We start from the raw sequence: 25328 nt of genomic DNA on the forward strand, positions 1-25328 counted from the left end.
CTTTGTTCGAGGATATCGTTCTCAACACCAAGGCGCGCGAGGCGGAAATCGACGGCATGATCGCCGCCACCCTTGAGAAAGAGCGGACCACGGACAGGCTGGAGGTTGTGCTGCGAGTTCTGTTGCGGGCGGCAACCTATGAATTTCTCGCCCGGATTGATTCCCCGGCGAAAGTCCTGATCAAGGAATATGTCGGGATTGCCCGGACCTTCTTCACCGGTAAGGAACCATCGCTGGTCAATGGCGTGCTCGACAAGATCGCCAAGCAGGTGCGCAGCGCGGAATTCGACGGAACCTGACCCCGGATGACGGATCGCCCGACAGATGCGGCCCCCGGCGAATTTGACCTGATCGAACAGATTTTTGCGCCGCTGTCCGCGGGCGTGCCCGGCGCCTTTAACCTTACCGATGATGCAGCGGTGCTGGCTGTGGAGGCGGGGCAGGAACTGGTCCTGACCAAGGACGCGATGGTGGCGGGGGTACATTTTCTGGGTACCGACAGTCCTTCCGATGTCGCGCGCAAGCTTCTTCGTGTCAACCTGTCCGACCTTGCCGCCATGGGGGCAACACCGGTCGGTTATCTGCTCGCGGCTTTCTGGCCCCGAGATATTTCCATGGACTGGGTGCGGGACTTTGCCCGGGGGCTTGAGCAGGATCAGGTGCAGTTCGCGGTTGGTCTGCTTGGCGGCGACACGGTGCGAACGCCGGGGCCGCTCTCCCTCTCGCTGACTGCGCTCGGCCGTGTGCCCGCAGGCAGGGCGCTTCGCCGCAAGGGGGCAAAGGTTGGCGACCTCATCGTTGTCTCGGGCAGTCTCGGGGACGGGGCGCTTGGACTTCTGGTTTTGCAGGATAAAATTTCCGGGCTAAGCGTGGACCACCGTGACTGGCTTGCGGACCGCTACCACCTGCCGCAGCCGCGCGTCGCCCTCGGGCCGTCGCTGATCGGGCAGGCGACCGCCTGTATCGATATCTCCGACGGGTTGATTGCCGATGTCGGGCATATCTGTGACGTCTCCCAGGTCGGCGCGGAGATCCGGCTGGATCAGCTCCCCCTTTCGTCCGCCGCCGCCGCCGTGCTGGCCCGCGCGCCGGCGCTGATGGACCGGGTGCTTGCAGGTGGGGACGATTATGAACTTGCCTTCACGGTGCCGCCGGGGACCGATCGTCTACTTGCGGCGCTTGCCCGGGACGCCGACATTCCGCTGACGATAATTGGCGAAATTGTGACGGGGAATGAGGTCCGCGTGTTGGCGGCGGATGGGTCCCAATATCCGGTCCCACAGGCGGGCTGGCAGCATTTCTGAAGCGCCGTGTCAGAAATTGCATAGCTATTATGCAATTCTATCGATTGCGATTATGTCATATCTTTGACATATTTCACTAAATTTTTATGTGATATGGAGAGGGCGCTTTATGCTGGCCATGCAATATTCGGTGCGTCTGCCGGAAGAGTACGACAAGGAGAAAATATCTCAACATGTTGCCGAGCGGCGCGCGTTGTTTGCGGGTTGTCCCGGACTTCGACATAAATTCTATCTCTATGACAGCGACGAGCATGTCTATGCGCCGTTTTATATTTGGGAAAACGGACAGGTCGCGCAGAACTTCCTGCTCAATAATCTGTTCAAGGGGGTCGTTGCCGCTTTTGGCCGCCCACGAGTCCGGAGCTGGCATGTCGTCGAGTTCGACTATGGACCCTCAAGCGAGGACCCGGGATTCCTCTGCGGCGCCATCGACAAGGTGCCCGCGAAAAAGCCGGTTTCCGAATTAATGGCTGAAGAACGGATCCATCATAAATCCATGCTCGATAAGCCGGGACTGTTTGCCAATATGGTGCTGCTGGACCCGGACCGCTGGGAAAAGGGGCAGTTCAGTCTCTGGCACACCCAGGCGCAGGCGGTGCCGGGAAAGGCCGATTGCGTTAATGGGTACGACGTGCTTGACAGTTACCAGAGCCTGCAAGTGGTGGCCCAGGCTCAGCCCCTGAATACAAAATCCTCTTTTTGATATCAAATTCATTTGGCGATTGGGGGCCTTCGGGATTAACCTCTCCTGAAAAATAATAACATCGAAGGATAAGCCGCCGTGATGGATGCCCCGACAAAAAGAAGTATATTGCTGCTGTCAGGGTGTCAGGCGCTGATGAACAGCACCACCTCAATCATGTTTTCCTCCGCCGCGCTGGTCAGTCTGCTGCTGCTGGGCGCGGATAAATCGCTTGCGACCTTGCCAGTATCGGCCGTCGTCGTCGGCACGGCGCTGGCGACCATTCCGGCCTCGCTTTTCATGCGCCGGGCCGGACGCAAGGCGGGTTTTTTGCTGGGTGCCCTGTTTGGCATGATCGGCGCGGCGATTTGCAGCTATTCCATCGTGACGGATAATTTCTGGGGGTTTGCCTTCGGTGCGCTGTTCGTGGGCATGTACACGGCGTTTGGCAATTATTACCGCTTCGCCGCCGTCGATGTTGCCGGGCAGGAGAACCGCAGCAAGGCGGTGTCCTATGTGTTGGCAGGGGGTCTGATCGCCGGGTTTCTGGGCCCGCAGATCGCCAGCCACAGTAAGGACCTGTTTTCGCCCTACCTGTATCTTGGGCCGTTTCTGGCAATTATAGTGCTTGGATTCTTTGCCCTCCTTTTCATCAGCTTCGTCTCGATCCCGAAACTGAGCATACAGGAACATCATGAGCCGCAACGCCCGCTGCTTGAGATCATTCGCCAGCCGACCTTCATCGTCGCCGCGCTCAGCGCCATGATCGGTTTTGGCACGATGAGCCTGGTGATGACGGCAACGCCGCTTGCCATGGTTGGCTGTGGCCACCTGCCGGGGGATTCGTTCAATGTCATCAGCTTCCATGTGGTCGCGATGTACGCACCGAGCTTTTTCACCGGCTCCCTGATTGCCCGCCACGGCGAATACAAGATCATTTTCATCGGCGCCCTCCTTGGGCTTGCCAGTGTGACGGTCTCGCTGTTGGGGCTGGGGCTGGTCAATTTCTATGCCGCGCTGATCCTGCTCGGTCTTGGCTGGAATTTCATGTTTATCGGCGGCACGACACTGGTGACCACGACCTACCGTGCCTCGGAGGCGGCCAAGGTTCAGGGCCTCAACGATTTCCTCGTATTCGGGACGGTGGCGAGCGCCTCGCTGATGTCCGGACAGCTACAGCAGCATTTCGGCTGGGAAGTTGTCAACCTCGGGGCGTTACCGTTGCTGGCGCTGGTGCTGATCCTCGCGCTCTGGAATATGCCAGCGGTGCGGCGGATATTCTCGGCCTTCTGAGAACGCCGCCGCCAGCCCGGCAGGATTGATCCATTGCCCTAGACGAGGGATTTCCGGATCATCTCGGCGGCTTCATCGGCATCGGCCCAACGGCTGATCTTGACCCATTTACCGGCCTCCAGATCCTTGTAATGCTGGAAAAAATGGGAAATCTGGTTCAGCAAGATATCGCGGAGGTCAGTATAGTTGGCGATATTGGCATAATAGGGATGCAATTCGTCGACGGGTACGCTCAGAATTTTCTCATCCTGTCCGGCCTCGTCCTCCATGATCAGCGCGCCAACCGGGCGGGCGCGGATAATGGCGCCCGGGATTACCGGGATTGGGCCGGCCACCAGCACATCGACCGGATCGCCGTCATCGGCGAGGGTCTGCGGGATGAAGCCGTAATTGCAGGGATAAAACATTGCCGTATGCAGGAAACGGTCGACGAACATGGCGCCGCTTTCCTTGTCGACCTCGTATTTCACCGGCACACTGCCGATGGGAATTTCAATCACTACATTGACATCCCAAGGGACGTTCTTGCCCGCCGATATTTTTGACAGATCCATACTTCGCGCTCTCCTAAAATTAACTGGCGCTGCGATAGCATGTTCCAGAAAATTATGCCACCAGCTATTCAAAAAAAACCGCAGATTTCCAGTGCTCACAATAACCTCTGCCCAATCGCTTGCGAAGTAAAAGTTTATCTGGCATTCTACGCCGCGACTTGGGGACCTGGCCCTTGAGTGGAGCTTGCTACGTATGCTGTCTGCAAAAGGACCAGAGAAAAAGTAACAATAATTTCAGCAAGGCCATCTCAGCGGTGGCCTTTTTTCGAACTAAATGGGGTTGAGATAATGTCAGTAGAATTATGGATACCGATTGCCTGCGGGTTGATAGCCTTGTGCTACGGCGCGTATGCAGGGAAATCGGTACTTTCACGTGATGCCGGTACGGCAAGAATGCAAGAGATTTCGGCGGCGATTCAGGAAGGGGCTTCTGCCTACCTGAACCGGCAATATATGACCATCGGTATCGTTGGGGTCGTTATTTTCGTTATTCTGTTTTTCCTTCTCGGCGTTAAGGTCGCCATCGGCTTCCTGATCGGCGCAATCCTGTCCGGCGCGGCCGGCTTTATTGGCATGAATGTGTCTGTCCGGGCCAACGTCCGCACAGCCGCCGCCGCCGCCAAGAGCCTGAAAGACGGTCTTGATGTCTCCTTCAAGGCGGGCGCTGTTACCGGGCTTCTCGTGGTTGGTCTGGCGCTGCTTGCCGTCTCCGGCTATTATGCCTATCTGGTTTACGCGAACGTTGAAGGCCGGGAAATGGTCAACGCCCTCGTCGCCCTAAGCCTCGGCGCATCGCTGATCTCCATTTTTGCACGGCTTGGTGGTGGTATCTTCACCAAGGGTGCCGATGTCGGCGCCGACCTCGTCGGCAAGGTCGAGGCAGGCATCCCCGAGGATGACCCTCGCAACCCGGCCGTTATTGCCGATAACGTCGGTGACAATGTTGGTGACTGTGCTGGCATGGCGGCTGACCTGTTCGAAACTTACGCGGTAACCGTTGTCGCCACCATGGTTCTGGGGTCCATCTATTTTGCCGATAACACGGCCCTGATGACCTATCCGTTGATGATCGGCGCGGTCTGTATCCTGACCTCGATCATTGGTACCTTCTTCGTTAAGCTCGGCGCCAGCAACAATATCATGGGCGCCCTGTACAAGGGCTTCCTGGTGACGACAATCCTGTCGGCGCTTGCTCTGTGGCCGACAACGGCCCTGACCATCGGTATGGACACGGTCTTCACCATCGGAGCGAAAGAATTCACGGGCATGAGCCTGTTCTTCTGCGGTCTTGTCGGGTTGGTGGTGACGGGCCTTCTTATCTGGATCACGGAGTATTACACCTCGACCGAATATCGTCCGGTGCGCAGCATCGCGGCGGCCTCGGAAACCGGTCACGGTACCAACGTTATTCAGGGACTTGCCGTCTCAATGGAAGCAACGGCCGTTCCGGCGCTGATCATCTGTGCCGGTATTGTCGTCTCCTATAATCTCGCGGCCCTGTTCGGGATTGCGATTGCGGTAACGACCATGTTGGCACTTGCCGGGATGATTGTGGCGCTCGATGCCTATGGCCCGGTAACGGATAACGCCGGCGGTATCGCGGAAATGGCCGATATGGACGAGGATGTCCGGAAGACCACGGATGCGCTGGATGCGGTTGGTAACACCACGAAAGCGGTCACCAAAGGCTATGCCATCGGCTCCGCCGGTTTGGGTGCCCTGGTCCTGTTTGCGGCCTATACGGAAGATCTCGGGCATTTCATCAGCCTGGCATCGCCGACACAGTTCAGCTTCTTCCAGGGGGTGACGCTTAATTTCAGCCTGCAAAATCCCTATATTGTCGTTGGCCTGATCCTGGGCGGCATGCTGCCCTATCTGTTCGGCGCCATGGGCATGATGGCTGTGGGCCGGGCGGCGGGTTCCGTTGTGCGGGAAGTGCGCCGCCAGTTTAAGGAGATTCCGGGCATTATGGAAGGCACCGGCAAACCCGATTACGGGCGCGCGGTTGACCTGCTGACCAAAGCAGCAATCAAGGAAATGATTATTCCATCCTTGCTGCCGTTGCTGGCACCGATCGTTGTCTTCTTTGTGATGCTGGGCATTGCCGACAAGTCGGCCGCCTTCGCTACCCTCGGCGCTATGTTGCTGGGTGTCATCATCACAGGCCTGTTCGTGGCGGTCTCCATGACAGCCGGTGGCGGTGCCTGGGATAACGCCAAGCAATATATCGAGGACGGCAATCATGGCGGCAAGGGCACTGATGCCCATGCGGCCGCGGTGACCGGCGATACGGTCGGCGATCCCTATAAGGATACGGCAGGCCCTGCGGTCAACCCGATGATCAAGATCACTAACATCATCGCATTGTTGTTGCTGGCTGTTATGGCCCAATAGGCGCCATTCCAAGACGAGAAAAGCCTCCGGGGTCAAACCCGGGGGCTTTTTTTATGGCGATCAGGCGCGCGCCGATCTGGTGACGGGGCGCACAGACAGGGCAGGGCGGCTCGGCTATCGTCCATCTCTCATTAACCGGCCCCGCGAAAGCTAGAGGAAATAGAGTCGGGCCATTTTTGGGAGTAGCTAGGAATGTCAATTTTAGACATCGTTTCCCATACGCCGGTCTGGGTCTGGGTGCTTTTTGCCTTTCTTCTCTTTCAGGGTCTTCTCGCAATGAGGACGCGCAAAACGATGCTGGTGCGCGTGTTTCTGTTGCCTGTCTTCTTTTTCGCCTGGGGGCTCTATGCGATCCTGACGGAATTGCCTGGCTGGCCGATGGCGCTGGGGGCATTTGCCCTGGTGATAGGGATTGGTTTTTTGGTTGGCTGGACGATGGCAAGTCATTTTCCCGCGACGAGCTATGACCGGGCGGCCAGACGGGTGATGCGTCCGGGGACCCCGTTGACCCTGATTCTAATCATTATCGCTTTCGGTGCGAAATATGCGCTGTCAGTGGGGATTGTCGTTAATCCGGAACTGAGTATGACGACCGGATTCTCAATTTTGTACGGTACCACTTCGGGTCTGATTAGCGGAGCTTTCTGGGGGGTCACGGTCCTTCAGCTTCTGCAAGCGTTCGGTTATATTGAACGCGCCGACCCTCCGCCAGCATAAGCGAGTTTACTCGGCAGGATATTGTTAACTTACGCTGCGTTACTGGCCGGCGTTCTGGTTGAAACGTCCGAGGTTGCCAAATAACTGCTCAAGGAAGCCAAGCTTGCGGCCACCCGTCGGCGTTTCACGCTCGACAATTGCGACTTCCTGCCCGGCGTCCTTGTGAATGTCGGTGACCGTTTCGACCACGTCGTCAATGTTGAACTTGACGACGACGATATTGCGGTCCGTGACTTCCTTCTCCAAAAACGCCAGCTGCTCGGTCTTGCTGCTGATATAGTACCAGGCGTCGCCCTCGGTCTGGAAGGTGGCGATGCTCGACGGCGAGCCCATGATCTCCTGGACGCCATCCTTGGTGGTGACCCCGGTCTCGAGTTTGACCAGTTGCTCAGGGTCCATATGGTACCCCTGATTGGTTTTGATGGGATCACAGGCGGTGAGCGCCAGTCCCAGAACGATACAGGAGAGTCCAGTCTTGAGTTTTATCATGGTCCTTCGGCTCGGCATGGCTTTAAGTTGACTATCAGTCCTGAAATGCTTAATTCAGGAGACAATAAATGGCTTGCTCACCGGCAAATGTCAAATTTTCCCGACAGGGATCAATCATTTGTTTTGCGCGGGGCGGGTGGCCAACGGCCAGAGCGCAGGAGTATCAACTTGGTTTTTGGAAATATATTTCGCCGGGATCCGTTTGAGGCGGCCGCCGCGGACCTCTATCGCGCGATTGTAGTTCAGGCGCGCGAGCCCGTCTTTTACGAACGCGCCGCAGTGCCGGATACCATTGATGGCCGGTTCGAGATGATTTCACTGCATGCCTTTCTGGTGATGCGGCAGCTAAAGGGCAAGGACGCGGCAGTAAAGCGAAAGGACGGAGCGGCGCAAAAGTTGTCGCAGGCGGTGTTCGACTGCATGTTTGACGATATGGACCGCAGCCTCCGGGAAATCGGCGTTGGTGATCTCAGCGTCGGCAAGCGCATCAAGCAGATGGCAAAGGCCTTTTACGGCCGGGTCGTCGCCTATGAGACGGCTCTTGACGGGGGCGAGGAGACGCTGGAAATGGCGTTGCTGCGGAACCACTACGGGACGGTAGACGCAGTGCCGGAGGCGGCGGTTGCGGGCCTTGCGCATTATGTCCGGACGACGGACCGTCAGCTCGCCGCGGGCGGGGTTGAAGCCCTGATTGCCGGAAAAGCTTGTTTCGAGACTCCGGTCCTCGGTGGGCAGGACGGGGTAAAACAGTAGCCAGCCTTTGTTTTTATTGGCAAAACAGGGCATTTTCGGGATTTGACAAAATCCGTTGACCGCAGGCGGTGAAACCAGTATTTTCGCGCCTTCGAATCGTGCGCCCTGTCAAGGGTACGATAAGCTTTGAACGATCTTGATAACAAGAAGGATTTGTCGCGATGAAGGACACCGGGGGTGAGTTTACTCGGGTGGTCAATGTTGAGCGGGTCGGGCGCGACCCGATAACGTTCGATGTTCAGGCGACGAGTGAAGAATGCCGCATCCTCGCGGATCGGCTGGATATTCTGGACTTGCAGGGCGTGACGGCGCGGGGGTCCCTGAGCCGGGACGAGGCAACAAGCCAGATTGCCCTGACGGCGGCCCTGTCGGCAACCGCGACACAGGCCTGCGTGGTGACGCTGGATCCGGTTGAGCAAAAGATTGACGTGGAATTTACGGTGTTTTACACCTTTGATGCGTCGGACCTGGTTGATGAAGAAGTAGAGAAGGTCGTCGGTTTGGATGAGCCGGATCCGCCGACGCTGATTGTCGGGCACCGGATTGACCTTGTGGACGCTATTGCGGAACAGATTTTGCTGGCGCTGGACCCCTATCCCCGGCGTAGTGACCTGCCGGAGACGGACGGCGGCGACGGCGAAGAAAGTGTTTCGGACGAAATGTCGCAGGAGGTTCACAGACCTTTTGCAAATTTGAAGGACTTGATGAACAAGAAATGATATGACTGTGGTAACCCGGCAGCATATCTGTGGACTTTAATATTCGCCTGTCAGTGACGGCGAAAGAGTGAGAGACTAGAAAAATGGCAGTACCAAAAAGAAAAACCACTAAATCCAAGCGCAATATGCGCCGCGCCCATGATTCGCTTGGCAGCACGCAAGTGCAGGAATGCTCGAATTGCGGTGAAATGAAACGCGCACACCATATTTGCACTGAATGCGGACATTATGGCGAACGCGAAGTTCTGGAAACGAGTGACGTCCTTTAATCAGCGGTTGCTGATAAGGGCGGGTTGGGCCGGATAGAAATATGCCAGAGAATATTGTCATTGCTCTCGATGCGATGGGCGGAGATGATGCTCCGGACATTGTCATTAAGGGCATCGACATTATCCGCATCCGGTTCCCGCAGGCCCGTTTTTTACTGTTTGGCGACGAGGTACGCCTTGAGCCGCTTCTGAAAGAGTTTCCGGGCGTGCGCAAAGTTTGCGAACTGCGCCATACGGATGAGGCGATCAAGGCCGAAGACAAGCCGAGCCAGGCCCTTCGCAAGGGCCGCAAGAGCAGTATGCGCCTTGCCATTGATGCGGTCCGCGACGGCGAGGCGGGGGGCATTGTGTCCGCTGGCAATACCGGCGCGCTGATGGCGATGGCGAAATTCTCGATCCGCATGCTGGCCGGTATCGATCGTCCGGCCATTGCCTCCGTCTTTCCCTCACCGAAGGGGGAAACGGTGATGCTGGACCTTGGCGCGAATATCGAATGCGATGCCGACAATCTGGTCCAGTTTGCCTTTATGGGCGCCGATTTTGCCCGCGCAGTATTGGGGCGTGTGCCGCCGCGCATCGGCCTGCTCAATGTCGGGATCGAGGATATGAAAGGCCATGCGACGGTCAAGGAGGCGGGCGACCGGCTCAAATCCATCGAGAATCCGCCGTTTGAATATCAAGGCTTTGTCGAGGGGGATGACATTACTCGCGGTGTTGTCGACGTGGTCGTCACTGACGGCTTTACCGGCAATGTTGCCCTCAAGACTGCCGAGGGCGTGTTCCGCATGTTCAGCGATTTCCTGCGGGCGGGATTCCGGAGTTCATGGCTCTCGCGTATTGGCTACCTGTTCGCTCGTGGCGGCCTGAATATCCTGAAGGAACGGCTGGATCCGCGCGCTTATAACGGCGGTGTGCTGCTCGGTCTTAACGGGGTCTGCGTGAAGAGTCATGGGGGAACCGATGCAACGGGCTTTGCCAATGCCATAGGTGTTGCGATCGAGATGGTATCGGATAATATGATTGAAAAGATGATCGAACATTTCGAGACCTTTGATATGGCCGCAAAAATGAGTAATAATGGCGGCGGTTCCGAAGGGGAGACGGAAAGTCAGGGCGATGCGTCCGAACGGGCCTCCCGGAAAAGTAAAGAAGTGGACAAACCCTCCAGCACACTAGAAGGTGCCGGATAGAATAGGACTTTTATGCGTCGCTCTGTAATTACCGCCACGGGATCGTACCTGCCTGAACGCATCCTGACGAACAAAGAACTTTCCGAGATGGTCGATACGACAGACGAATGGATCGTCTCCCGTTCCGGTATCGAAAGCCGCCATATTGCTGCCGATGACGAACTGACCTCCGATCTGGCGACGCACGCTGCCCGCGCCGCGCTTGACATGGCCGGACTTGACGCAAACGACATCGACCTGATCATCGTGGCCACTGCCACCCCAGACGAAACCTTTCCGGCAACGGCGACGGTGGTGCAGAAAAATCTCGGGATGAAAGGCGGCTTTGCCTTTGATATCCAGGCTGTCTGTACAGGGTTTCTCTATGCGCTGGCGACGGCGGACAATTTTGTGAAATCGGGTCAGGTCAACCGCGCGCTGGTAATCGGCGCCGAAACCTTTTCACGCATTATCGACTGGACTGACCGGGGCACCTGTGTCCTGTTTGCCGATGGCGCCGGTGCCGTCATTCTTGAGGCGGCGGAGGGCGCGGGTACATCCGATGATCGCGGTATCCTGACCAGCCACCTGCATTCCGATGGCGAGAAGCATGACCTGCTCTATGTCGACGGCGGACCGTCCTCAACCCAGACAACGGGTTTCCTGCGCATGGCAGGGCCGGAGGTGTTCCGACATGCGGTCACGAACCTTACCAGTGTCGTCCATGAGGCGCTGGCGGCGACGGGCTTGACGGCGGCGGATATTGATTGGCTGATCCCGCATCAGGCGAACAAGCGGATCATCGACGGGACCGGTCGGAAACTTAAGCTATCACCTGATAAAGTTGTCGTAACTGTCCATAAACATGGCAATACTTCTGCAGCTTCAGTACCGCTTGCCCTCGATGAGGCGGTGCGGGACGGGCGCATACAGCGCGGCCAGTTGCTATTGCTGGAGGCCATGGGCGGCGGATTTACCTGGGGATCGGCATTGCTCCGCTGGTAAAGGGCACCCGAATCTCTGCGCTGCAATTTGTTGCTTGACCTGTCGAAACCCTAATCTATTTCAATTGGTTATAGGGTTTATTTGTGAAATATGTGGATTTCCGGTTGTTTGAGGCGGTATTTTGCGCCTTTATGTTTGACGGAACCGGAACCTGTGATAATTTTTAACTGAACAGGGGGTGTCATGACGAAAAACACATTGACCAGAGCAAACTTGGCGGAAGCTGTCTATCAGCAGGTCGGCTTGTCGCGGAACGAATCGTCCGACCATGTCGAGACTGTTCTTGCCGAAATCTCCGACCGGCTGGTTGCCGGGGAAAGCGTAAAAATCTCCTCTTTTGGCAGTCTGCAGGTTCGCCAGAAATCGGGTCGCGTCGGCCGCAATCCGAAAACCGGTGAAGAAGTGCCGATCAATCCACGACGGGTCCTCGTCTTTCGGGCGTCCCATGTCCTGAAGGACAAGATCAACCAGGAAAATGGTGGCGGATAAGGTGGCGCGGGCGGCACAAAAACTGCAAAAATCCCCGGATGCCTTTCGCACGATCAGCGAAGTTTCTTCCGAACTGGACGTTCCGCAACATGTCCTGCGCTTCTGGGAAACCAAGTTCCACATCGTCAAGCCACTGAAGCGCGGCGGCGGACGTCGTTATTACCGTCCCTCGGACATTGAACTTATTCGCGGAATCCGCGATCTTCTCTACAAGCACGGCTTCACCATTCGCGGCGCGCAGAAGCTCCTGAAAGAGCAGGGGGGCAAGATCGACAATGTCGACGCCATGGTCTCTGCCGCCCGCGCCGAGGGGAACCCGGCCCTTACCCGCGCCGCCGCCGACAATGATGCCGGGGCGCAACTACCCGAAGCAACCCGTCAGCAGATCAGTGCCGTCCTGATTGAACTTCGGAACCTGAAAAAGGCACTCGACTAGCTGTCATTTGCTGCCCGTTTCAGGACCTCAGAAAAAATGCCCGAACGGCGCAGAACGGGCGTTGCCATTGTGTGCTGCTGTCAGTATAGTGCGCCACCGGCGGGCCCCTCGGGGTCCCTCATATAGATCTGCCTTGTCGGGCAGTAGCGCAGCCTGGTCGCGCACTTCACTGGGGGTGAAGGGGTCGTGAGTTCGAATCTCGCCTGCCCGACCAATATAAAAGCCCTGATTTCTACGGATTTCGGGGCTTTTTTGTGGCCGATTTCCACGATCCTCGGCCGATCCTGCCGAAATTCCCGCGTCGTGATAGCCGTGGATATCCGTCGATATGGCGGCGGACCACATGAACGGCGTAGACATATTAGTCAGTTGCGGAGGCGGCGACCCGATGCCGCAGCTTCTGCATAAAATCCCGACTGCTGAACTCATGCCGACAATTAACATGATCGTCGCGAGCATTATCCATCCCGCAAGAGCCGTCCTGCCCCATATGACACGGCGAAAGCACGGCAGTATTATCTGCCTTGCATCGGATGCCGCAAAAATCGCGACACCCGGGGAAACCGTTATCGGCGCGGCCATGACGGCCATTGTCATGTTTTGCCGCGGAATGGCCAATGAAGTTAAGCGGCACAATATTCGCGTAAACTGTCTGACGCCAAGCGTTGTGAAGGGAACTCCCCCTCTATGGCAAGCTGATGGCGGACGAATTCGCCAACAAGATTTTCAGCAAGGCAGAGACAATGGTCGGACTCGGCGTGGTTTCAGCCGAAGATTTAGCATCGATGATCGCCTTTCTGGCCAGTCCATCGGCGGCCAAAATCACCGGCCAGACAATTAGTGTCAATGACGGGATTTCATCAATCTAAATTTCTGTTAACCGACAAAACCTGCTAGCTGTTTGATCTCGACCGCATCAGGCGGTCTCGGGCCGCAGCATCATCAGAGCCGCGCGCTCACAGGTGCCGCACATAATGTTATCCTGGTTAAAGGCTTCATGACGGAGGGTGACAATGCCTTCACCGGGCCGGGAGGCGCTTTTTCGTTTTGAGATCACGGTTGTCCGGATATGGACGGTATCACCCTCAAACAAGGGATGCGGAAACTTGATTTTCTCCATGCCGAGATTGGCAATCGTCGTGTTGAAAGTCGTCTGGTTGACGGACATTCCCACCATCAGGCCGAGGGTAAGAAGGCTGTTTACAAGCGGCCGTTTCCAGATACTTTTCGCGGCGGCATGCGCGTCAATATGTACGGGCTGGGTATTCATGGTCAAAAGCGAAAACCAGCGATTATCCGTTTCCGTAATCGTCCGTGTCCATTCGTGATCGATAACCATGCCGTCTTCGAATTCTTCAAACCATAATCCAGCCATTTTTCAAGTCTCCATAGGTATTTCAATTTCAATCAGGGATTTGCCAAGCGGGACGGTGTCGCCCACTTTACAGTGAATGGATGCGACGCTCCCGCTGCGCCCGGCGCGGAGGGAATGCACCAGCTTCATGGCTTCCATCTGCAAGATAGGATCGCCTTCCGTGACAGTATCGCCAACGCTGACCAGAATTTCGGTTATCAGACCGGGCATCGGGGCGGACAGGTCATTGGGCTTGCTCAAATGCTCAAAGGTCTGGGGCTGCGCGTCGACGGAAAGGGCGAACGTGGCGCGAAGGGACTGGCCGTTCCAGGAAACATGCAGGATATTTCCCTCGGTGACCCAGCGAACAGGCGCGTCCCTGAACGTCTTTTCGTCGGCGGTCAGAATATCGCCAAGATCAACGCTTTGGTCCCCGACGCGGGCGACGGCCGGACCGTTGCCAAACTGCAGGAAGATGACCTCTTCGCCTTGGCTGTCCACGAGGTCGATCAAACAACTGCCCGGGCGGCGGGCGCCCATGACGCGAAATCCGCTCTTGCGTTGCCACAGGGTGGGAGAGGAGGACGAGGGCTCACTGAGCCAGAGGGCGGCGGCCAATGCCCGAAGTTCCGTGATATGTGACTTTTCGACCTTCCAGCCATCCGGGAAGTTCTGCGCGAGGAATGCAGTTGTCGCCCGGCCATCCTGAAAATCCGGTTTCGCCAAACAGTCAAGCAGAAATGCCTGATTGGTTCCGACCCCGAGCAGGGCGCTTTGGGCCAATCCGCGGGAGAGAGCGGCGAGAGCGGCGGCCCTGTCCTTGCCGTGGGAAATGAACTTGGCGAGCATGCTGTCGTAATAGGGGGTGACGTCGGAGCCGGTGGCGACGCCGGTATCAAAGCGTATTGTGGACGGGACCTCCACCTGCACGAATGTTCCGATACTCGGCTGAAAATCATCCTCTGGCCGTTCGGCGGCGAGACGGGCCTCGATCGCATGGCCGTCCTGGCGGATTTCCTCCTGAGCGAGCGGGAGCGGAAGCCCGGCGGCAACCAGCAATTGCCATTCAACGAGGTCGAGGCCAGTAATCATTTCGGTCACCGGATGCTCCACTTGCAGGCGCGTATTCATTTCCAGGAAATACGGCTGGTCATCCTCCGCTGCCATAATGAACTCAACGGTGCCTGCAGATTTGTAGCCAATTTCCCGACCGAGCATCAACGCGGTTTCAAACAGCTTCTGCCGCACAGCTTCGGGCAGGTTAGGGGCGGGCGCCTCTTCCAGTATTTTCTGGTTGTTGCGCTGGACGGAGCAGTCCCGCTCAAACAGATGGACCAGGTTGCCGTGGGAGTCCCCCATAATCTGGACTTCCAGATGGCGGGGAATCTCAATGTATTTCTCAATCAGCAATGCGTCATTGCCGAAGGTCGACTTGGCTTCCGCACGGGCAAGCTTGAGCTCGCGGGCGAAGTCCGCGGGATCGCGTACAAGGCGGATGCCCCGCCCGCCGCCGCCAGCGGAGGCCTTGATCAGGACGGGGTAGCCGATCTTTTCAGCCTCCGCCGCCAACCGGTCACCGGTCTGGTCGTCGCCATGATAACCGGGGACCGTCGGTACACCGGCCTTTTCGGCAATGCGCTTGGCTTCAATCTTGGAGCCCATGGAGAGGATTGAGCCAGAGGACGGGCCGATGAAAAGGACGCCGTCCCGTTCGCAGCGTTCAGCGAAGGCGGCATTCTCGGACAGGAACCCATATCCGGGATGGACCGCATCGGCACCGCTTGCCGCGACTGCCTGCATTATCGCATCGATGTTCAGATAGCTTTGTGAGGCGGGGCCTTCGCCGATCCTGATTTTTTCATCCGCTAACCGCACATGCAGGGAGGTTTCATCGACATCTGAATAGACGGCAATCGTCTTCAGGCCCAGCCGTTGACAGGTTTGAATGACGCGGCAGGCGATTTCGCCCCGGTTGGCGATCAGGACGCGGCGCAGAACGTTTGGGGCTTTGGCAAAAAGGGAACTCATGACCTCATTCCTCACATTCTATAGACGGGGCGGTAGCCGGTTTCCGGAGCCTGCATCGCCCCGACGGCAAGGCAGAGCGCCAGTGTCTGGCGGGTATCGGCGGGCTCGATAATGCCGTCATCCCAAATCCGCGCTGTACAATAGTAGGCGGTGGATTTGTCCTCGAACATATTGCGCACCTTCTGCTCGTAGTCCGCCAACTCCTGCTCGGTGGCCGGTTTTTTCGAAATGCTTGCCCGGCGCAGGTCCATCAAGACCGACGAGCCGACATCCGGACTCATGCCGCCGAGGCGGGCATTGGGCCACATGAACATGAAGCGCGGCCGGAAGCCGCGTCCGCTCATGCCGTAGTTGCCGGCACCGTAGGATCCGCCGGTGACCAGCGTGTACCGGGGAACGCGGCTATTGGAAACCGCATAGACCAGTTTCGCCGAGTTCTTGGCGATGCCGTTGCGTTCCGCCTCGGACCCGACCATGAACCCGGTCGTGTTCTGCATGAACAACAATGGTATGTTCCGCTGATCGCAGAGTTCGATGAAATGGACGCCTTTCAGGGTGCTTTCGGACATCAGCACCCCGTTATTGGCAATAATCCCGACCGGCAGCCCCTCGATATGGGCAAAGCCGCATAAAAGCGTTGCCCCGTACAGGGGCTTGAATTCATGAAAGGCGCTATCGTCAACAAGGCGGGCCACGATTTCGCGCTGGTCAACCGGCAACGTCAGATCAACGGAGGCGATGCCTGTCAGCTCTGCCGGATCATAGCGCGGCGGGCTGGCCGTCCGGATATCTCCATGGAGGGTTTGCGGATAGTTGATGGCCCCGACCATGTCCCGGAGCTTGGCGATGGCCTCTTTTTCATCGACGGCGAAATGGTCAGAAACGCCCGATTGCGTGCTGTGCATCCAGGCGCCTCCCAGTTCGTCCCGGCCAATGATCTCGCTTATGGCGGCCTTGACGATTTGCGGGCCGCCTAAATGGATGGAGGAATTTTTGGCGACCATAACGAATTCATCGCAGAGGGCGGGGATATAGGCACCGCCCGCCGTGCATTCGCCGAAAACCGCGGCGAGCTGCGGGAGGCCCTTGCCGGACATGCGGCATTGCCGGTAAAAGGTGCCGCCGAAATGATCCTGATCCGGAAACACGTCTTCGAGGCTTTCGAGGTTGGCCCCGCCGCAATCGACCAGATAGATCACCGGCAGGTCATTTTCGAGCGCAATATCCTGCGCGCGGATATGCTTGCGCACGGTCTCCTTGTAGAAAGAACCGCCCTTGACGGTCGCATCATTGGCGATAATCACGCAGGTCACGCCCCGGATTGTCCCGATCCCGGTAACGATACCGGCGGAGGGCAGGCCATTGTCATAGAGCCCGAGAGCGGCCAGCGGCGACAGCTCCAGAAACGGAGTCAAAGGATCTACAAGCAGGTCGATCCGGTCGCGCGCCAGAAGCTTTCCGCGCTCCTTGTGACGCGCCACACTTTTCTCGCCGCCCCCGGCAAGAGCCCAGTCGAATTTTTCCCGCAGATCGGAAATCAGGCTCTCGTAAACCGCCTTGTTCTTCATGAAATTCGGGTCATGAGGATTGCAGTTACTTGCAAGAATTGTCATAAATCGTCCTCTAAAATCCTGTCCTATAATCTCGTTGCATGGCCGTGGCCGGTTTTTTTAAGTGGGCATGCTGTCCACCAGCAGGCCGCCGATAGTGAAGTCCGCCTCGCTCTCCAGCCAGTGGAGGCGGTCTGCCTTGAGGCGAGTGAGGGACTGAAATAATACCCGCAGCTTTTCCTCTTGCGGCTCGACACCGGTGTTTCCGTCTTTAACCAGTTCCAGCGTGATATAGTCTCGGCCATCCTGCCGCGTAATCTCCGCGCGGGCCGCGGTGATGCCATCGCTCTGCCGTACCAAAGCCTCAAGATGCCCGGGATAGACAAAAATCTCCCGGACCTTGACGGCCGCGCCCACCCGGCCTTCCAGCGCTGATATCTGCTGGACACCACCGTCGGCAGCGAGCGTCTTGGCATGGGCAACATCGCCGGTCCCGAACCGTATCATCGGCCAGCCACGCGCCAATGTCGTCACGACAATTTCCCCGGAGTCTCCGGGCGGTAGTGGCGCACCACTGACGGGATCGCATATCTGGACATAGCGGTCCTCGTGAATTTGATATCCGTCTTCGCCGTCACGCTCGAAGCCGATCAGGCCAAAGTCGGCGGTGGCGTAACAGGACCATGTTTTAAGGCCATATTGGTTTTCGATTGCCCGGCGCTTTGCTGACCAGTCACCGAATTCGCCGCCGAGAAAGGCATGCTTCAGGGTCCAGTCCGCGGGCAATGTCTTGCCGTCGCTCGCCAGTTGCTCGACCAAGGTTGCAAAATAGGCGGTACTGCCGAGAAAGACCGTCGGTTTCAGGTCGCACAGAAGCTGTGCCTGCAAGGCCGTGTTGCCCGTGCCGGAGGGAATGACCGTCGCGCCCACGGCACGCAGGCCCTGATCGAACAACAGTCCGGCTGGCACAAGGTGGTAGGCCCAGCTGTTGAGGGCAATATCACCCGGGCCAATCCCCGCTTCCCTGAACATCCTGTCCATGCCGTGACCGGTTTTGTCATTGGCGAGACCCGGCTCGCAAATCGGGCCGGGGGAGACATAAATATGGGCTATTTCGGCGATGTCGCAGGAAAGGAATCCCGCGAAAGGCGGATTAGTCGCCTGCAGTTGCATCAGGCGTTCCTTGGTGAGCACCGGCAGACGGTTGAGGGCGCCCTCGTCGACGAGCCCGGCAGGCGTCAGACCCGCTTTCTCGAACCGTTCCCGGAGGGCCGGGGCCTTGGTTACGGCTTTGCCGTAAAGGCTGCGCATATGAGAGAATCTATCCATGATGCGATTACCCCAACCAGCGCTTGCGGCGCCTGTAATGTTTGACATCTCGGAAATTCCGACGATTTTCCTCGCCGGTGAAGCCGAGATAAAATTCCTTCACATCCTGATTATTCTGTAACTGGTCGCGAGTGCCGTGCAGAACGATGCGGCCATTGTCCATCACATAGCCATAGTCACACTGGCCGATCGCCGCATGGGCGTTTTGTTCCACCAGAAAAATCGTCAGGCCTTCATCGCGCTTGATCTGGCCGATCACCTCAAACAATTGCTGGATCAGGATCGGCGCGAGGCCCATGGACGGCTCATCCAGCATCAAGATGCGCGGGCGCGCCATCATTGCCCGTCCGATGAGCAACATCTGCATTTCACCGCCAGAGAGAAACCCGGCTGTACGTTTCAGCAGATCCGTCAGGCGGGGGAAGTAATGAAAGACCTTTTCGCGATCTTCCCGTATTCCCGCGTGATCTTTGCGCAAATGCGCGCCGACCATCAAATTCTGCTCGACGGTCAGATGCTCGAGGACCTTGCGGCCCTCAAGAACCTGAACGATACCCTTGGCAAAGATATCCGTGGGATCGCCGTTGGTGATGTCCTCATCATCCAGCAGAATGCGACCCGCGGTCACCTTGCCAAGGTCCGCATGGAGCAGGCCCGAGATTGCCCTGAGCGTTGTGGTTTTGCCAGCGCCGTTTGATCCCAGAAGAACCACCATCTGGCCATCCGGAATTTCCAGATTGACAGATCGCAGCACCTGGATGACGCCACTGTAAACCAAATCCACATTATTCAGTATCAATCCCATAGGTCTACCCCCGGCTCGTCGTAATGCAGTTTACCATTTTTCCAATGCCGGAACTTCCATCCAGACATCGCTCAGCGGCCTGATCTTGCCGTTTTCCATGATTTCCGCAGTGGACTTGATCTCGCCGATCGGGAACGGCGCCGTCGTGTCGTAATCAAGTGTTGGCAGGGCTCCCAAAAGCTCTTCCTCGCTGAACTCGTTATTCAGCAGGGCATTCCGCATTGCGGTGCCATCCACATTGTCGGCACCGACCTCGGCAATCGCCTTTTCCAGTGTCCGGAGCGCGAGAATGGCCTGAGCCGCGGACTGTGCGGTGATCAGGGTCCAGTCACCCTCTTTCTTGTACTTGTTGTAGATGTCGCGGATTGGCAGGTCGGCTTTTGTCGGCGGTGCGAAGGAGAACGCCGAATAGGAGCCATTCAGGTCTGCCGGGTCAATACCCTTGGCGGCTTCCGACAACCCGTTATGGGTCGAGCTGATGATCGGAACGGTCAGGTTCAGATCTTTCAACGCCTTGGCCGTTGCGATGACCTGTGCCGTTGTTCCGCCAACCATGATGACGTCAGGATTTTTCTGTGACATGGCGCGGATATTGTTGGTCAGCGACACAGGGGAGGGGTCCACCCATTGAACATCGACCATGGCAAAGCGGTCCGGATACTGTTCCGCGAGCTTTTCAACACCCTTCACCTGATCGACGAAGCCAGCCTTGTTCTGGGTGCTGACCGCCGCAATATTAAGGACACTGCCTTTTTTCTTCTGCATTTCGCTCAGCAGGCCCGCGAATTCATGGCTATAGGTGGGACGGATCGAGTAATGCCAGCCCTCAGGTTTCCAGACCAGTCCAACCATGGCGGTCCCCAGCAACATGGGCACTTTGTCATTCGGTAGACGTTTCATCAAAGTCACCAGATCCGGAGATCCGAAACCCAAATGCATGATCGGGTGGTCGGTGTTGAGAATTGCCGGCCAGGTCTTGGCGACAACCGAGGCATCATAGCGCATATCGTAAATCTTGATGTTTACCGAGACGCCGAGGTCCTTGCCGGTTGTCTCATTCCACCAATCGGTGATGGCATTGATCCCTGACATGGCATTCGGCATGACATCGGCAAACGGCCCCGAGAAGTCGGCGCTGGTGCTCATTATATATTCCTTGGCCGAGGCTGGCAGACTGACCAGCGCTCCCAAGGCAATTGCAAGCAGTGTTGTTTTTAATCGCATAATGTCCTCCCTGTTGAAGTGGGGAATATCCCCATTATTCCGGCTTGTTCCCTAGTTTCGGGGGAAAGGCCAGAGCTGAAAAGTGGTCTGGAGCACCGACCATCGGTGCGCCAGTCCACGTGGTTCGAAAATCAGGGCCAGCAAGATCAGCCCTCCCAACACAATCGAGGTCAGGGCGAAAATTGCCCCGCCGCTGCTGCTGGAACCGGACTGCATTGCTATCGTTGCCACCTCATGCAGTCCTTCCTGAATAAAAGTAATGAATACGACGCCGAGGATTGCTCCCAGGGCACTATGGGTTCCCCCGACGATGAGCATCCCGAGATACCAAACCGAGGCGAAAAGGGTGAAACTCTCCACGGTCACGAATTGAAAGAAATAGGCGGTGCAACCTCCCGCAACCCCGGCAAACAGCGACCCTGTGAAAAAGGCAAGAGCCTTGATTTTCAGGACATTCATGCCCATCACCTCGGCGACAACGTCATTGTCGCGCACAGCGATGAGGGCGCGGCCGAAACGGGTGCGGCGCAGGTTAAACGCGACAACACTCAGCCCCAGCACGATCACCAGCGTCAGCAAGTAGAAATCGACGGGGGAGGACAGGGAGAAAGATCCGATAGTGGCGCCGGTCACCGACATGCCCACGAGACCACCGAGCCAGTCCGATGGCAGGGCAAAAATGATCGTCGGGAACATGATCTGCGCGGCCAGCGTGGTCAGAGCCAGATAAAAGCCCTTTACCCGTGCGGCCGGCAGGGCGAAGACGATGGAGACCATGCCCGTGGCGAGGGCGGCAAGCGGAATAGCCGCCCAGAAGGGGACACCGAACTCCGACAGTTTCGCCGTCATCAGGGCCCCGACACCAACGAAGGCGGATTGGGCAATGTTGATCTGCCCGGCCATGCCAACGGTGACATACAGTCCGTAAACGGCCATCAGCGAAATATACATGTAGGTCATGACGCCGAGGAAATAGGGGCCGGCTACCAACGGGACGCAGAACAGCGCGATCAGCAGGCCGCCGAGCCAGACCCTGGATCGCATCGTCTTGAGCAGACGGGCTTCCCCGCCGTAGCTTTCAAAATGAACACCGGTGGGCAGCATGTCAGAGCCTTTCTATCTTTTTCCAGCCGAACAGGCCCTGTGGTTGCAGGAGAATGACCCCGATCATCATGGCGTAGGGAAGAACCCCCGACGCGGCGCCGTTGGTCAGCGGGTCGAGATAGGCCATGGCGAGGGCCTCGCTCACGCCGATTATTATCCCGGCGAGCGGCGCGCCGCGGATGGACTCGAGCCCGCCCAGCAGGGCGACCGGCAACGCCTTGAAGCCGATCTGCGCGACTTCGAGGGATACTACCCGGCCCGACAGCAACACGACAGCGCCGAGGGTCGCAACGATCGTCCCGAGTATCCAGGCGATTGCGGTTGCCGCGCGGACGGAAACACCAAGGGAGAGCGCCGTATTGTGATCTTCTGCCACGGCAGCAAGTCGCAGGCCCTGACGGGTTCGCGTAAAGAAATAATGCAGGGCGAATGACAGAACGATGGTGAAGATACCGCCAATTAGCAGCCGTGTACTGATGAGGAAGGGACCGATTGTAAAGGCGCCGTCGGGTAGAATGACAGGAAAAGCGCGCGTCTCAGCCGTCCAGACCAGTTGCGCCACGCCCCTGAGCAGGATCAACAGTGCCACGCTGGCCATGAAAATCGCAAAGGCGGGCTGGCCGATGAGCGGCCGGAACACCAGCCGCTCCAGCAGCAATCCGAACAGCACGCAGGCGACCAGTGTCATCATCACACTGACGAATAAAGGAACCTCGATGCCGATGGACTGAAGGCCAAAGGTGCAGCTCCAGAGGAAGAAGGCGCCGAAGACGACGACCTCACCCTGCGCGAGATTGACGATGCGGGATGCCCGGTAGATAACGACGAACGAGATTGCAATCAGGCCGTAGACAAGGCCGACAAGAGTGCCTTCTAAAAGAATTTGCAGAAAATTGATCATAGACTGTCCTCAATCCGATTTATTGCCACAACCGCTTTCAACAGGCTGGTGCTGCCATCCTGGTATTTCACCTCAATTTCAGTCGTGAGGCTGTCATCGCCGCTGTAGAGGGCGTCAATCATTGTTGCGTAGCGCGCATGGATATGCTCCCGCCGCAATTTACGCGACCGCGTCAATTCAGATTCGTCCGCATCCAGCTCCTTCGGCAGATTGATGAAGGAAATGACACGGGCATCCTTGTCGACGAGGCCATTCACCTTGGCGAGGACACGCCCGACCTCCTCGCGGATCAGGGGGAGCTGGCTGAGTTCGGGGAAGGTTCCATAGGCGAGGCCGTTAATTTCCGCAAATCGCCCGGCAATCTCCGCATCGATATTGATCAGGGAGACGACGTTGTCGCGGTTTTCATCGCCAATGACAATGGCGTCGCGGATCAGCGAGGAGGCGCGCAAGTGGTTTTCGATGAATTGCGGCGGGTAAGCCTGACCGGTGCGTAATTTCCGTAAATCCTTGAGACGGTCGAGATAGATTAGCTCGCCGTCCTCATTCACACGCACGGCGTCACCGGTTTTATAGCCACTTTCAGAATGCCCAAGCTCGACGGTGGCTTCCGGGTCGTTGAGAAATCCCGAAAACGCCAGCGTCTTCAGGCAGAGCTGACCCTGTTCATCCACCCACCCCTCGATCGGGCCGGTAATGGTCGGATCGGATGGCATGAAGGTGCCCATGGTTTCCGGTGTCTTGCTGCCGGGACGATGGGTTGAGATGAGGCCAAGCTCGGTCGACCCATAAAGATTGCCAAGCGGCACCCCGAAGGAGCGGAACCGCTCGAATAATTCCGTCGACAGACCGGACCCGCCGGATAGGACGGCACGGGCACAGGTTAGGCCGAGCAGGTTGCGAATGCCGCGCAGGACCAGCATCTCCGCAAGCGGCCAGCTGACATAGCGGAACAGCAAGCCGCTTTTGCCACGAACCTTCTCAAGCCCTTGCTGGATACCCCAGCGGTAGAGACATCGCTGGAAGGCGGGGGCATCCATCATGCGCGCCTCGACGTCGGAGGCCTGCATTTCCCATTGGCGCGGTGTGAACATTAGGAATTCCGGCCCGACCTCGCGCAGGTCATGCTGGATGGTTTCGGGCTTTTCGGCGAAATGAACCACCATCGGTGCCAGCAGGGGCAGGGCGATCCCGAAAAATTGCTCGGCCGCCCATGCAGGGGAGATGTAGGAGAGGTAATTGCTTCCCTGACGCACATCCAATGCCCCCATCAGGCGATAGGCATTATCAAGAATGAAGGCGTGGGACAGCATCGCTGCCTTCGGTTTTCCCGTGGTGCCGGAGGTATAGCAATAAACGGCGACATGTTCCTGAAGGCCCTTGGCGATCTCGGCGTCAATCCAGGCAGGGCTCTCATAATCTCCGGCCATTTTCAGCGCGTCTTCGAGAGAAATCAGTCTCGGATCGGAATATTCCCAGAGGCCGCGGTCATCCACATAGAGGATCCGGCGGATTTCCGGCACGCCACTTTTACATTGCAGGATTTTATCGACCTGTTCCTGATCCTCGCCCATGATCATCACGGCGCCGGAATGAACAATGATATATTCCAGCTCATCGATGGTGGCATCCGGATAGACGCTGACCGTGATCGCGCCGAGAGACAGGGCCGCGAGCTGCACGATCAGCTGCTCCTCAATGTTTTCGGAAATGAATGCCAGAACATCGCCGCGTTTCAGGTCGCAGGCCGCGAGGCCCCGGGCGGCGAGGCGCATCTCATCGAACAGCATCGGCCAGCTTTTTTTACGCCAGATACCGGACCGTTTCGATTTTACCGCCGCCATGTCCGCAAATTCTACGGCGTTCGACTGCACCAGCTGGGGCAGGGTCTTGCCGTTTGAGCACCGCTTGTCCTCGGCGACTGGGGCGCTGATTATCGGGCGTGAGGTCATTAGTCCGTCCCTCCGAGATAGGCAGAGATCACCCGCTCGTTCTTGCCGATTTCATCCGGTGTCCCAGAGGCAATCACCTCGCCAAAATCGACGACGGTAATCCTGTCGGAGATATCCATCACCACTTCCATGTCATGCTCCACCAGAATGATCGGGATGGTGAGGGCAGTCCGGATATCGAGGATAAAGCGGGCGAGATCGCCCTTCTCCTCAGGGCCCATGCCCGCCATCGGCTCATCCATGATCAGGAGTTTTGGATCGAGCGCGAGCGCCCGGCCGAGATCCACGCGCTTGCGCAAACCATAAGGCATGTCGCCAACGAGCATGTTGCGGGCCTCTTCTAGCTCCAGAAAGTCGATAATTTCCTCGGCCTTGCGGGTATATTCTTCTTCCTCGCGGCGGGTGGCACCCCAATAGATCAGGTTGCGGAAAATCCCGCTCTTCATCTGGCCATGGTAGCCGGTCATGATGTTTTCGCGGGCGGTCAGGTGGGGATAGGTCTGGATGCCCTGAAACGTGCGGCTGATCCCCATTGCCGCGCGCTTGCGCGGCGGTAAGGCGGAGATGTCCTCGCTTCTGAACCGGACCGAGCCGGACTGCGCCCGGTAAAAGCCGGACAGGCAGTTCAGCAGGCTCGACTTGCCCGCGCCGTTGGGGCCGATAATCGCATGGATATGATTGTCCTCAACCGTAAGCGATACAGATTTCAGCGCCTGCACCGCGCCGAATTTCAGGCACAGTCCGTCCGCTTCCAACACAGCCGTATCCGAAACACTGTTACCGCCCATAGTTTCCCCTCCCGGGACCT

26 protein-coding genes, 1 tRNA gene and 1 pseudogene are annotated in these 25328 nt (G+C 57.5%); 16 read left to right on the forward strand and 12 right to left on the reverse strand.

The window, feature by feature from the left end:
* From ACESNI_RS18605 to ACESNI_RS18620, 4 genes are all read left to right on the forward strand, one after another.
* The coding region (locus tag ACESNI_RS18605; protein WP_373089828.1) for a transcription antitermination factor NusB at positions 1-299 on the forward strand (299 nt) is incomplete at its 5' end.
* 6 nt (positions 300-305) lie between these two features.
* Positions 306-1304: a thiamine-phosphate kinase gene (thiL, locus tag ACESNI_RS18610; RefSeq protein ID WP_373089830.1), complete on the forward strand. Its 999-nt coding sequence runs from the start codon at positions 306-308 to the stop codon at positions 1302-1304.
* A 109-nt stretch (positions 1305-1413) separates the two neighbouring features.
* The gene (locus tag ACESNI_RS18615) at positions 1414-2007 is read left to right on the forward strand and encodes a DUF4865 family protein (RefSeq protein WP_373089832.1); all 594 of its coding nucleotides are present in this window, start codon (positions 1414-1416) and stop codon (positions 2005-2007) included.
* 81 nt (positions 2008-2088) lie between these two features.
* Positions 2089-3279 (forward strand): MFS transporter, encoded by a 1191-nt coding sequence (locus tag ACESNI_RS18620; protein ID WP_373089834.1) that lies wholly within the window; start codon positions 2089-2091, stop codon positions 3277-3279.
* A gap of 38 nt (positions 3280-3317) precedes the next feature.
* Here ACESNI_RS18620 and ppa read toward each other — a convergent pair whose 3' ends face one another.
* The gene (gene ppa / locus ACESNI_RS18625) at positions 3318-3833 is read right to left on the reverse strand and encodes an inorganic diphosphatase (protein WP_373089836.1); all 516 of its coding nucleotides are present in this window, start codon (positions 3831-3833) and stop codon (positions 3318-3320) included.
* A 288-nt stretch (positions 3834-4121) separates the two neighbouring features.
* On the opposite strand from ppa, the gene ACESNI_RS18630 reads away from it, so the two are divergent.
* Positions 4122-6227 (forward strand): sodium-translocating pyrophosphatase, encoded by a 2106-nt coding sequence (locus ACESNI_RS18630; protein ID WP_373089838.1) that lies wholly within the window; start codon positions 4122-4124, stop codon positions 6225-6227.
* A gap of 192 nt (positions 6228-6419) precedes the next feature.
* Positions 6420-6944, forward strand: a complete 525-nt coding sequence (locus ACESNI_RS18635; RefSeq protein WP_373089840.1) for a DUF6622 family protein — start codon at positions 6420-6422, stop codon at positions 6942-6944.
* Positions 6945-6983: 39 nt separating this feature from the next.
* Here the strand turns inward: ACESNI_RS18635 and ACESNI_RS18640 are convergent, their stop codons facing one another.
* Positions 6984-7433 carry an outer membrane protein assembly factor BamE gene (locus tag ACESNI_RS18640; protein WP_373089842.1) on the reverse strand — a complete coding sequence of 150 codons (450 nt, stop codon included), beginning with the start codon at positions 7431-7433 and terminating at the stop codon, positions 6984-6986.
* A gap of 168 nt (positions 7434-7601) precedes the next feature.
* On the opposite strand from ACESNI_RS18640, the gene ACESNI_RS18645 reads away from it, so the two are divergent.
* From ACESNI_RS18645 to ACESNI_RS18690, 10 genes and pseudogenes are all read left to right on the forward strand, one after another.
* Positions 7602-8186 carry a ubiquinol-cytochrome C chaperone family protein gene (locus ACESNI_RS18645; protein ID WP_373089844.1) on the forward strand — a complete coding sequence of 195 codons (585 nt, stop codon included), beginning with the start codon at positions 7602-7604 and terminating at the stop codon, positions 8184-8186.
* Between the two features lie 161 nt (positions 8187-8347).
* Positions 8348-8905 carry a DUF177 domain-containing protein gene (locus ACESNI_RS18650; RefSeq protein WP_373089846.1) on the forward strand — a complete coding sequence of 186 codons (558 nt, stop codon included), beginning with the start codon at positions 8348-8350 and terminating at the stop codon, positions 8903-8905.
* A gap of 83 nt (positions 8906-8988) precedes the next feature.
* A complete protein-coding gene (rpmF, locus tag ACESNI_RS18655; protein ID WP_373089848.1) occupies positions 8989-9174 on the forward strand; it encodes a 50S ribosomal protein L32 in 186 nt (61 codons plus the stop codon).
* A 41-nt stretch (positions 9175-9215) separates the two neighbouring features.
* Positions 9216-10364, forward strand: coding sequence for a phosphate acyltransferase PlsX (plsX, locus tag ACESNI_RS18660; protein WP_373089850.1), 1149 nt, complete (start codon positions 9216-9218; stop codon positions 10362-10364).
* Positions 10365-10376: 12 nt separating this feature from the next.
* Positions 10377-11348 (forward strand): beta-ketoacyl-ACP synthase III, encoded by a 972-nt coding sequence (locus ACESNI_RS18665; protein ID WP_373089852.1) that lies wholly within the window; start codon positions 10377-10379, stop codon positions 11346-11348.
* A 183-nt stretch (positions 11349-11531) separates the two neighbouring features.
* Positions 11532-11837, forward strand: coding sequence for an integration host factor subunit alpha (locus tag ACESNI_RS18670; RefSeq protein WP_373089854.1), 306 nt, complete (start codon positions 11532-11534; stop codon positions 11835-11837).
* Positions 11838-11859: 22 nt separating this feature from the next.
* Positions 11860-12273: a MerR family transcriptional regulator gene (locus ACESNI_RS18675; protein ID WP_373089985.1), complete on the forward strand. Its 414-nt coding sequence runs from the start codon at positions 11860-11862 to the stop codon at positions 12271-12273.
* 137 nt (positions 12274-12410) lie between these two features.
* A tRNA-Pro gene (locus tag ACESNI_RS18680) sits at positions 12411-12487 on the forward strand.
* Positions 12488-12616: 129 nt separating this feature from the next.
* Positions 12617-12895: pseudogene (locus tag ACESNI_RS18685) on the forward strand (SDR family NAD(P)-dependent oxidoreductase); the annotation flags it as partial.
* Positions 12896-12971: 76 nt separating this feature from the next.
* A complete protein-coding gene (locus tag ACESNI_RS18690) occupies positions 12972-13142 on the forward strand; it encodes an SDR family oxidoreductase (protein WP_373089856.1) in 171 nt (56 codons plus the stop codon).
* Between the two features lie 47 nt (positions 13143-13189).
* Here the strand turns inward: ACESNI_RS18690 and ACESNI_RS18695 are convergent, their stop codons facing one another.
* From ACESNI_RS18695 to ACESNI_RS18740, 10 genes are read right to left on the reverse strand one after another with little or no spacing between them, the layout of a single operon-like run.
* Entirely contained in the window at positions 13190-13648 is a 459-nt protein-coding gene (locus ACESNI_RS18695; RefSeq protein ID WP_373089858.1) for a MaoC family dehydratase, read from the reverse strand.
* 3 nt (positions 13649-13651) lie between these two features.
* Positions 13652-15655, reverse strand: a complete 2004-nt coding sequence (locus tag ACESNI_RS18700) for a biotin carboxylase N-terminal domain-containing protein (RefSeq protein ID WP_373089860.1) — start codon at positions 15653-15655, stop codon at positions 13652-13654.
* Between the two features lie 11 nt (positions 15656-15666).
* Positions 15667-17268 (reverse strand): carboxyl transferase domain-containing protein, encoded by a 1602-nt coding sequence (locus ACESNI_RS18705; RefSeq protein WP_373089862.1) that lies wholly within the window; start codon positions 17266-17268, stop codon positions 15667-15669.
* Between the two features lie 57 nt (positions 17269-17325).
* Positions 17326-18582 (reverse strand): phenylacetate--CoA ligase family protein, encoded by a 1257-nt coding sequence (locus ACESNI_RS18710; RefSeq protein WP_373089864.1) that lies wholly within the window; start codon positions 18580-18582, stop codon positions 17326-17328.
* Positions 18542-19339, reverse strand: a complete 798-nt coding sequence (locus ACESNI_RS18715; protein ID WP_373089867.1) for an ABC transporter ATP-binding protein — start codon at positions 19337-19339, stop codon at positions 18542-18544. The genes ACESNI_RS18710 and ACESNI_RS18715 overlap by 41 nt, the downstream gene beginning before the upstream one ends.
* A gap of 30 nt (positions 19340-19369) precedes the next feature.
* A complete protein-coding gene (locus ACESNI_RS18720; protein WP_373089869.1) occupies positions 19370-20563 on the reverse strand; it encodes an ABC transporter substrate-binding protein in 1194 nt (397 codons plus the stop codon).
* A 51-nt stretch (positions 20564-20614) separates the two neighbouring features.
* Positions 20615-21667: a branched-chain amino acid ABC transporter permease gene (locus tag ACESNI_RS18725; RefSeq protein WP_373089871.1), complete on the reverse strand. Its 1053-nt coding sequence runs from the start codon at positions 21665-21667 to the stop codon at positions 20615-20617.
* Between the two features lies 1 nt (position 21668).
* Entirely contained in the window at positions 21669-22568 is a 900-nt protein-coding gene (locus tag ACESNI_RS18730) for a branched-chain amino acid ABC transporter permease (RefSeq protein WP_373089873.1), read from the reverse strand.
* A complete protein-coding gene (locus ACESNI_RS18735; protein WP_373089875.1) occupies positions 22565-24520 on the reverse strand; it encodes a long-chain fatty acid--CoA ligase in 1956 nt (651 codons plus the stop codon). Before ACESNI_RS18735 ends, ACESNI_RS18730 begins: the two co-directional genes overlap by 4 nt.
* The gene (locus ACESNI_RS18740) at positions 24520-25308 is read right to left on the reverse strand and encodes an ABC transporter ATP-binding protein (RefSeq protein ID WP_373089877.1); all 789 of its coding nucleotides are present in this window, start codon (positions 25306-25308) and stop codon (positions 24520-24522) included. The genes ACESNI_RS18735 and ACESNI_RS18740 overlap by 1 nt, the downstream gene beginning before the upstream one ends.
* Positions 25309-25328 lie beyond the last annotated feature (20 nt).

Source organism: Sneathiella sp. (genome assembly GCF_041689005.1).
In the GTDB taxonomy this organism is placed as follows: Bacteria; Pseudomonadota; Alphaproteobacteria; order Sneathiellales; family Sneathiellaceae; genus Sneathiella.

Coding starts and splice junctions, on each gene's coding strand:
- thiL (WP_373089830.1), top strand. CDS start 306: ATGACGGATCGCCCGACAGATGCGGCCCCCGGCGAATTTGACCTGATC.
- ACESNI_RS18615 (WP_373089832.1), top strand. CDS start 1,414: ATGCTGGCCATGCAATATTCGGTGCGTCTGCCGGAAGAGTACGACAAG.
- ACESNI_RS18620 (WP_373089834.1), top strand. CDS start 2,089: ATGGATGCCCCGACAAAAAGAAGTATATTGCTGCTGTCAGGGTGTCAG.
- ppa (WP_373089836.1), bottom strand. CDS start 3,833: ATGGATCTGTCAAAAATATCGGCGGGCAAGAACGTCCCTTGGGATGTC.
- ACESNI_RS18630 (WP_373089838.1), top strand. CDS start 4,122: ATGTCAGTAGAATTATGGATACCGATTGCCTGCGGGTTGATAGCCTTG.
- ACESNI_RS18635 (WP_373089840.1), top strand. CDS start 6,420: ATGTCAATTTTAGACATCGTTTCCCATACGCCGGTCTGGGTCTGGGTG.
- ACESNI_RS18640 (WP_373089842.1), bottom strand. CDS start 7,433: ATGATAAAACTCAAGACTGGACTCTCCTGTATCGTTCTGGGACTGGCG.
- ACESNI_RS18650 (WP_373089846.1), top strand. CDS start 8,348: ATGAAGGACACCGGGGGTGAGTTTACTCGGGTGGTCAATGTTGAGCGG.
- rpmF (WP_373089848.1), top strand. CDS start 8,989: ATGGCAGTACCAAAAAGAAAAACCACTAAATCCAAGCGCAATATGCGC.
- plsX (WP_373089850.1), top strand. CDS start 9,216: ATGCCAGAGAATATTGTCATTGCTCTCGATGCGATGGGCGGAGATGAT.
- ACESNI_RS18665 (WP_373089852.1), top strand. CDS start 10,377: ATGCGTCGCTCTGTAATTACCGCCACGGGATCGTACCTGCCTGAACGC.
- ACESNI_RS18670 (WP_373089854.1), top strand. CDS start 11,532: ATGACGAAAAACACATTGACCAGAGCAAACTTGGCGGAAGCTGTCTAT.
- ACESNI_RS18690 (WP_373089856.1), top strand. CDS start 12,972: ATGGCGGACGAATTCGCCAACAAGATTTTCAGCAAGGCAGAGACAATG.
- ACESNI_RS18695 (WP_373089858.1), bottom strand. CDS start 13,648: ATGGCTGGATTATGGTTTGAAGAATTCGAAGACGGCATGGTTATCGAT.
- ACESNI_RS18700 (WP_373089860.1), bottom strand. CDS start 15,655: ATGAGTTCCCTTTTTGCCAAAGCCCCAAACGTTCTGCGCCGCGTCCTG.
- ACESNI_RS18705 (WP_373089862.1), bottom strand. CDS start 17,268: ATGACAATTCTTGCAAGTAACTGCAATCCTCATGACCCGAATTTCATG.
- ACESNI_RS18710 (WP_373089864.1), bottom strand. CDS start 18,582: ATGTCAAACATTACAGGCGCCGCAAGCGCTGGTTGGGGTAATCGCATC.
- ACESNI_RS18715 (WP_373089867.1), bottom strand. CDS start 19,339: ATGGGATTGATACTGAATAATGTGGATTTGGTTTACAGTGGCGTCATC.
- ACESNI_RS18720 (WP_373089869.1), bottom strand. CDS start 20,563: ATGCGATTAAAAACAACACTGCTTGCAATTGCCTTGGGAGCGCTGGTC.
- ACESNI_RS18725 (WP_373089871.1), bottom strand. CDS start 21,667: ATGCTGCCCACCGGTGTTCATTTTGAAAGCTACGGCGGGGAAGCCCGT.
- ACESNI_RS18730 (WP_373089873.1), bottom strand. CDS start 22,568: ATGATCAATTTTCTGCAAATTCTTTTAGAAGGCACTCTTGTCGGCCTT.
- ACESNI_RS18735 (WP_373089875.1), bottom strand. CDS start 24,520: ATGACCTCACGCCCGATAATCAGCGCCCCAGTCGCCGAGGACAAGCGG.
- ACESNI_RS18740 (WP_373089877.1), bottom strand. CDS start 25,308: ATGGGCGGTAACAGTGTTTCGGATACGGCTGTGTTGGAAGCGGACGGA.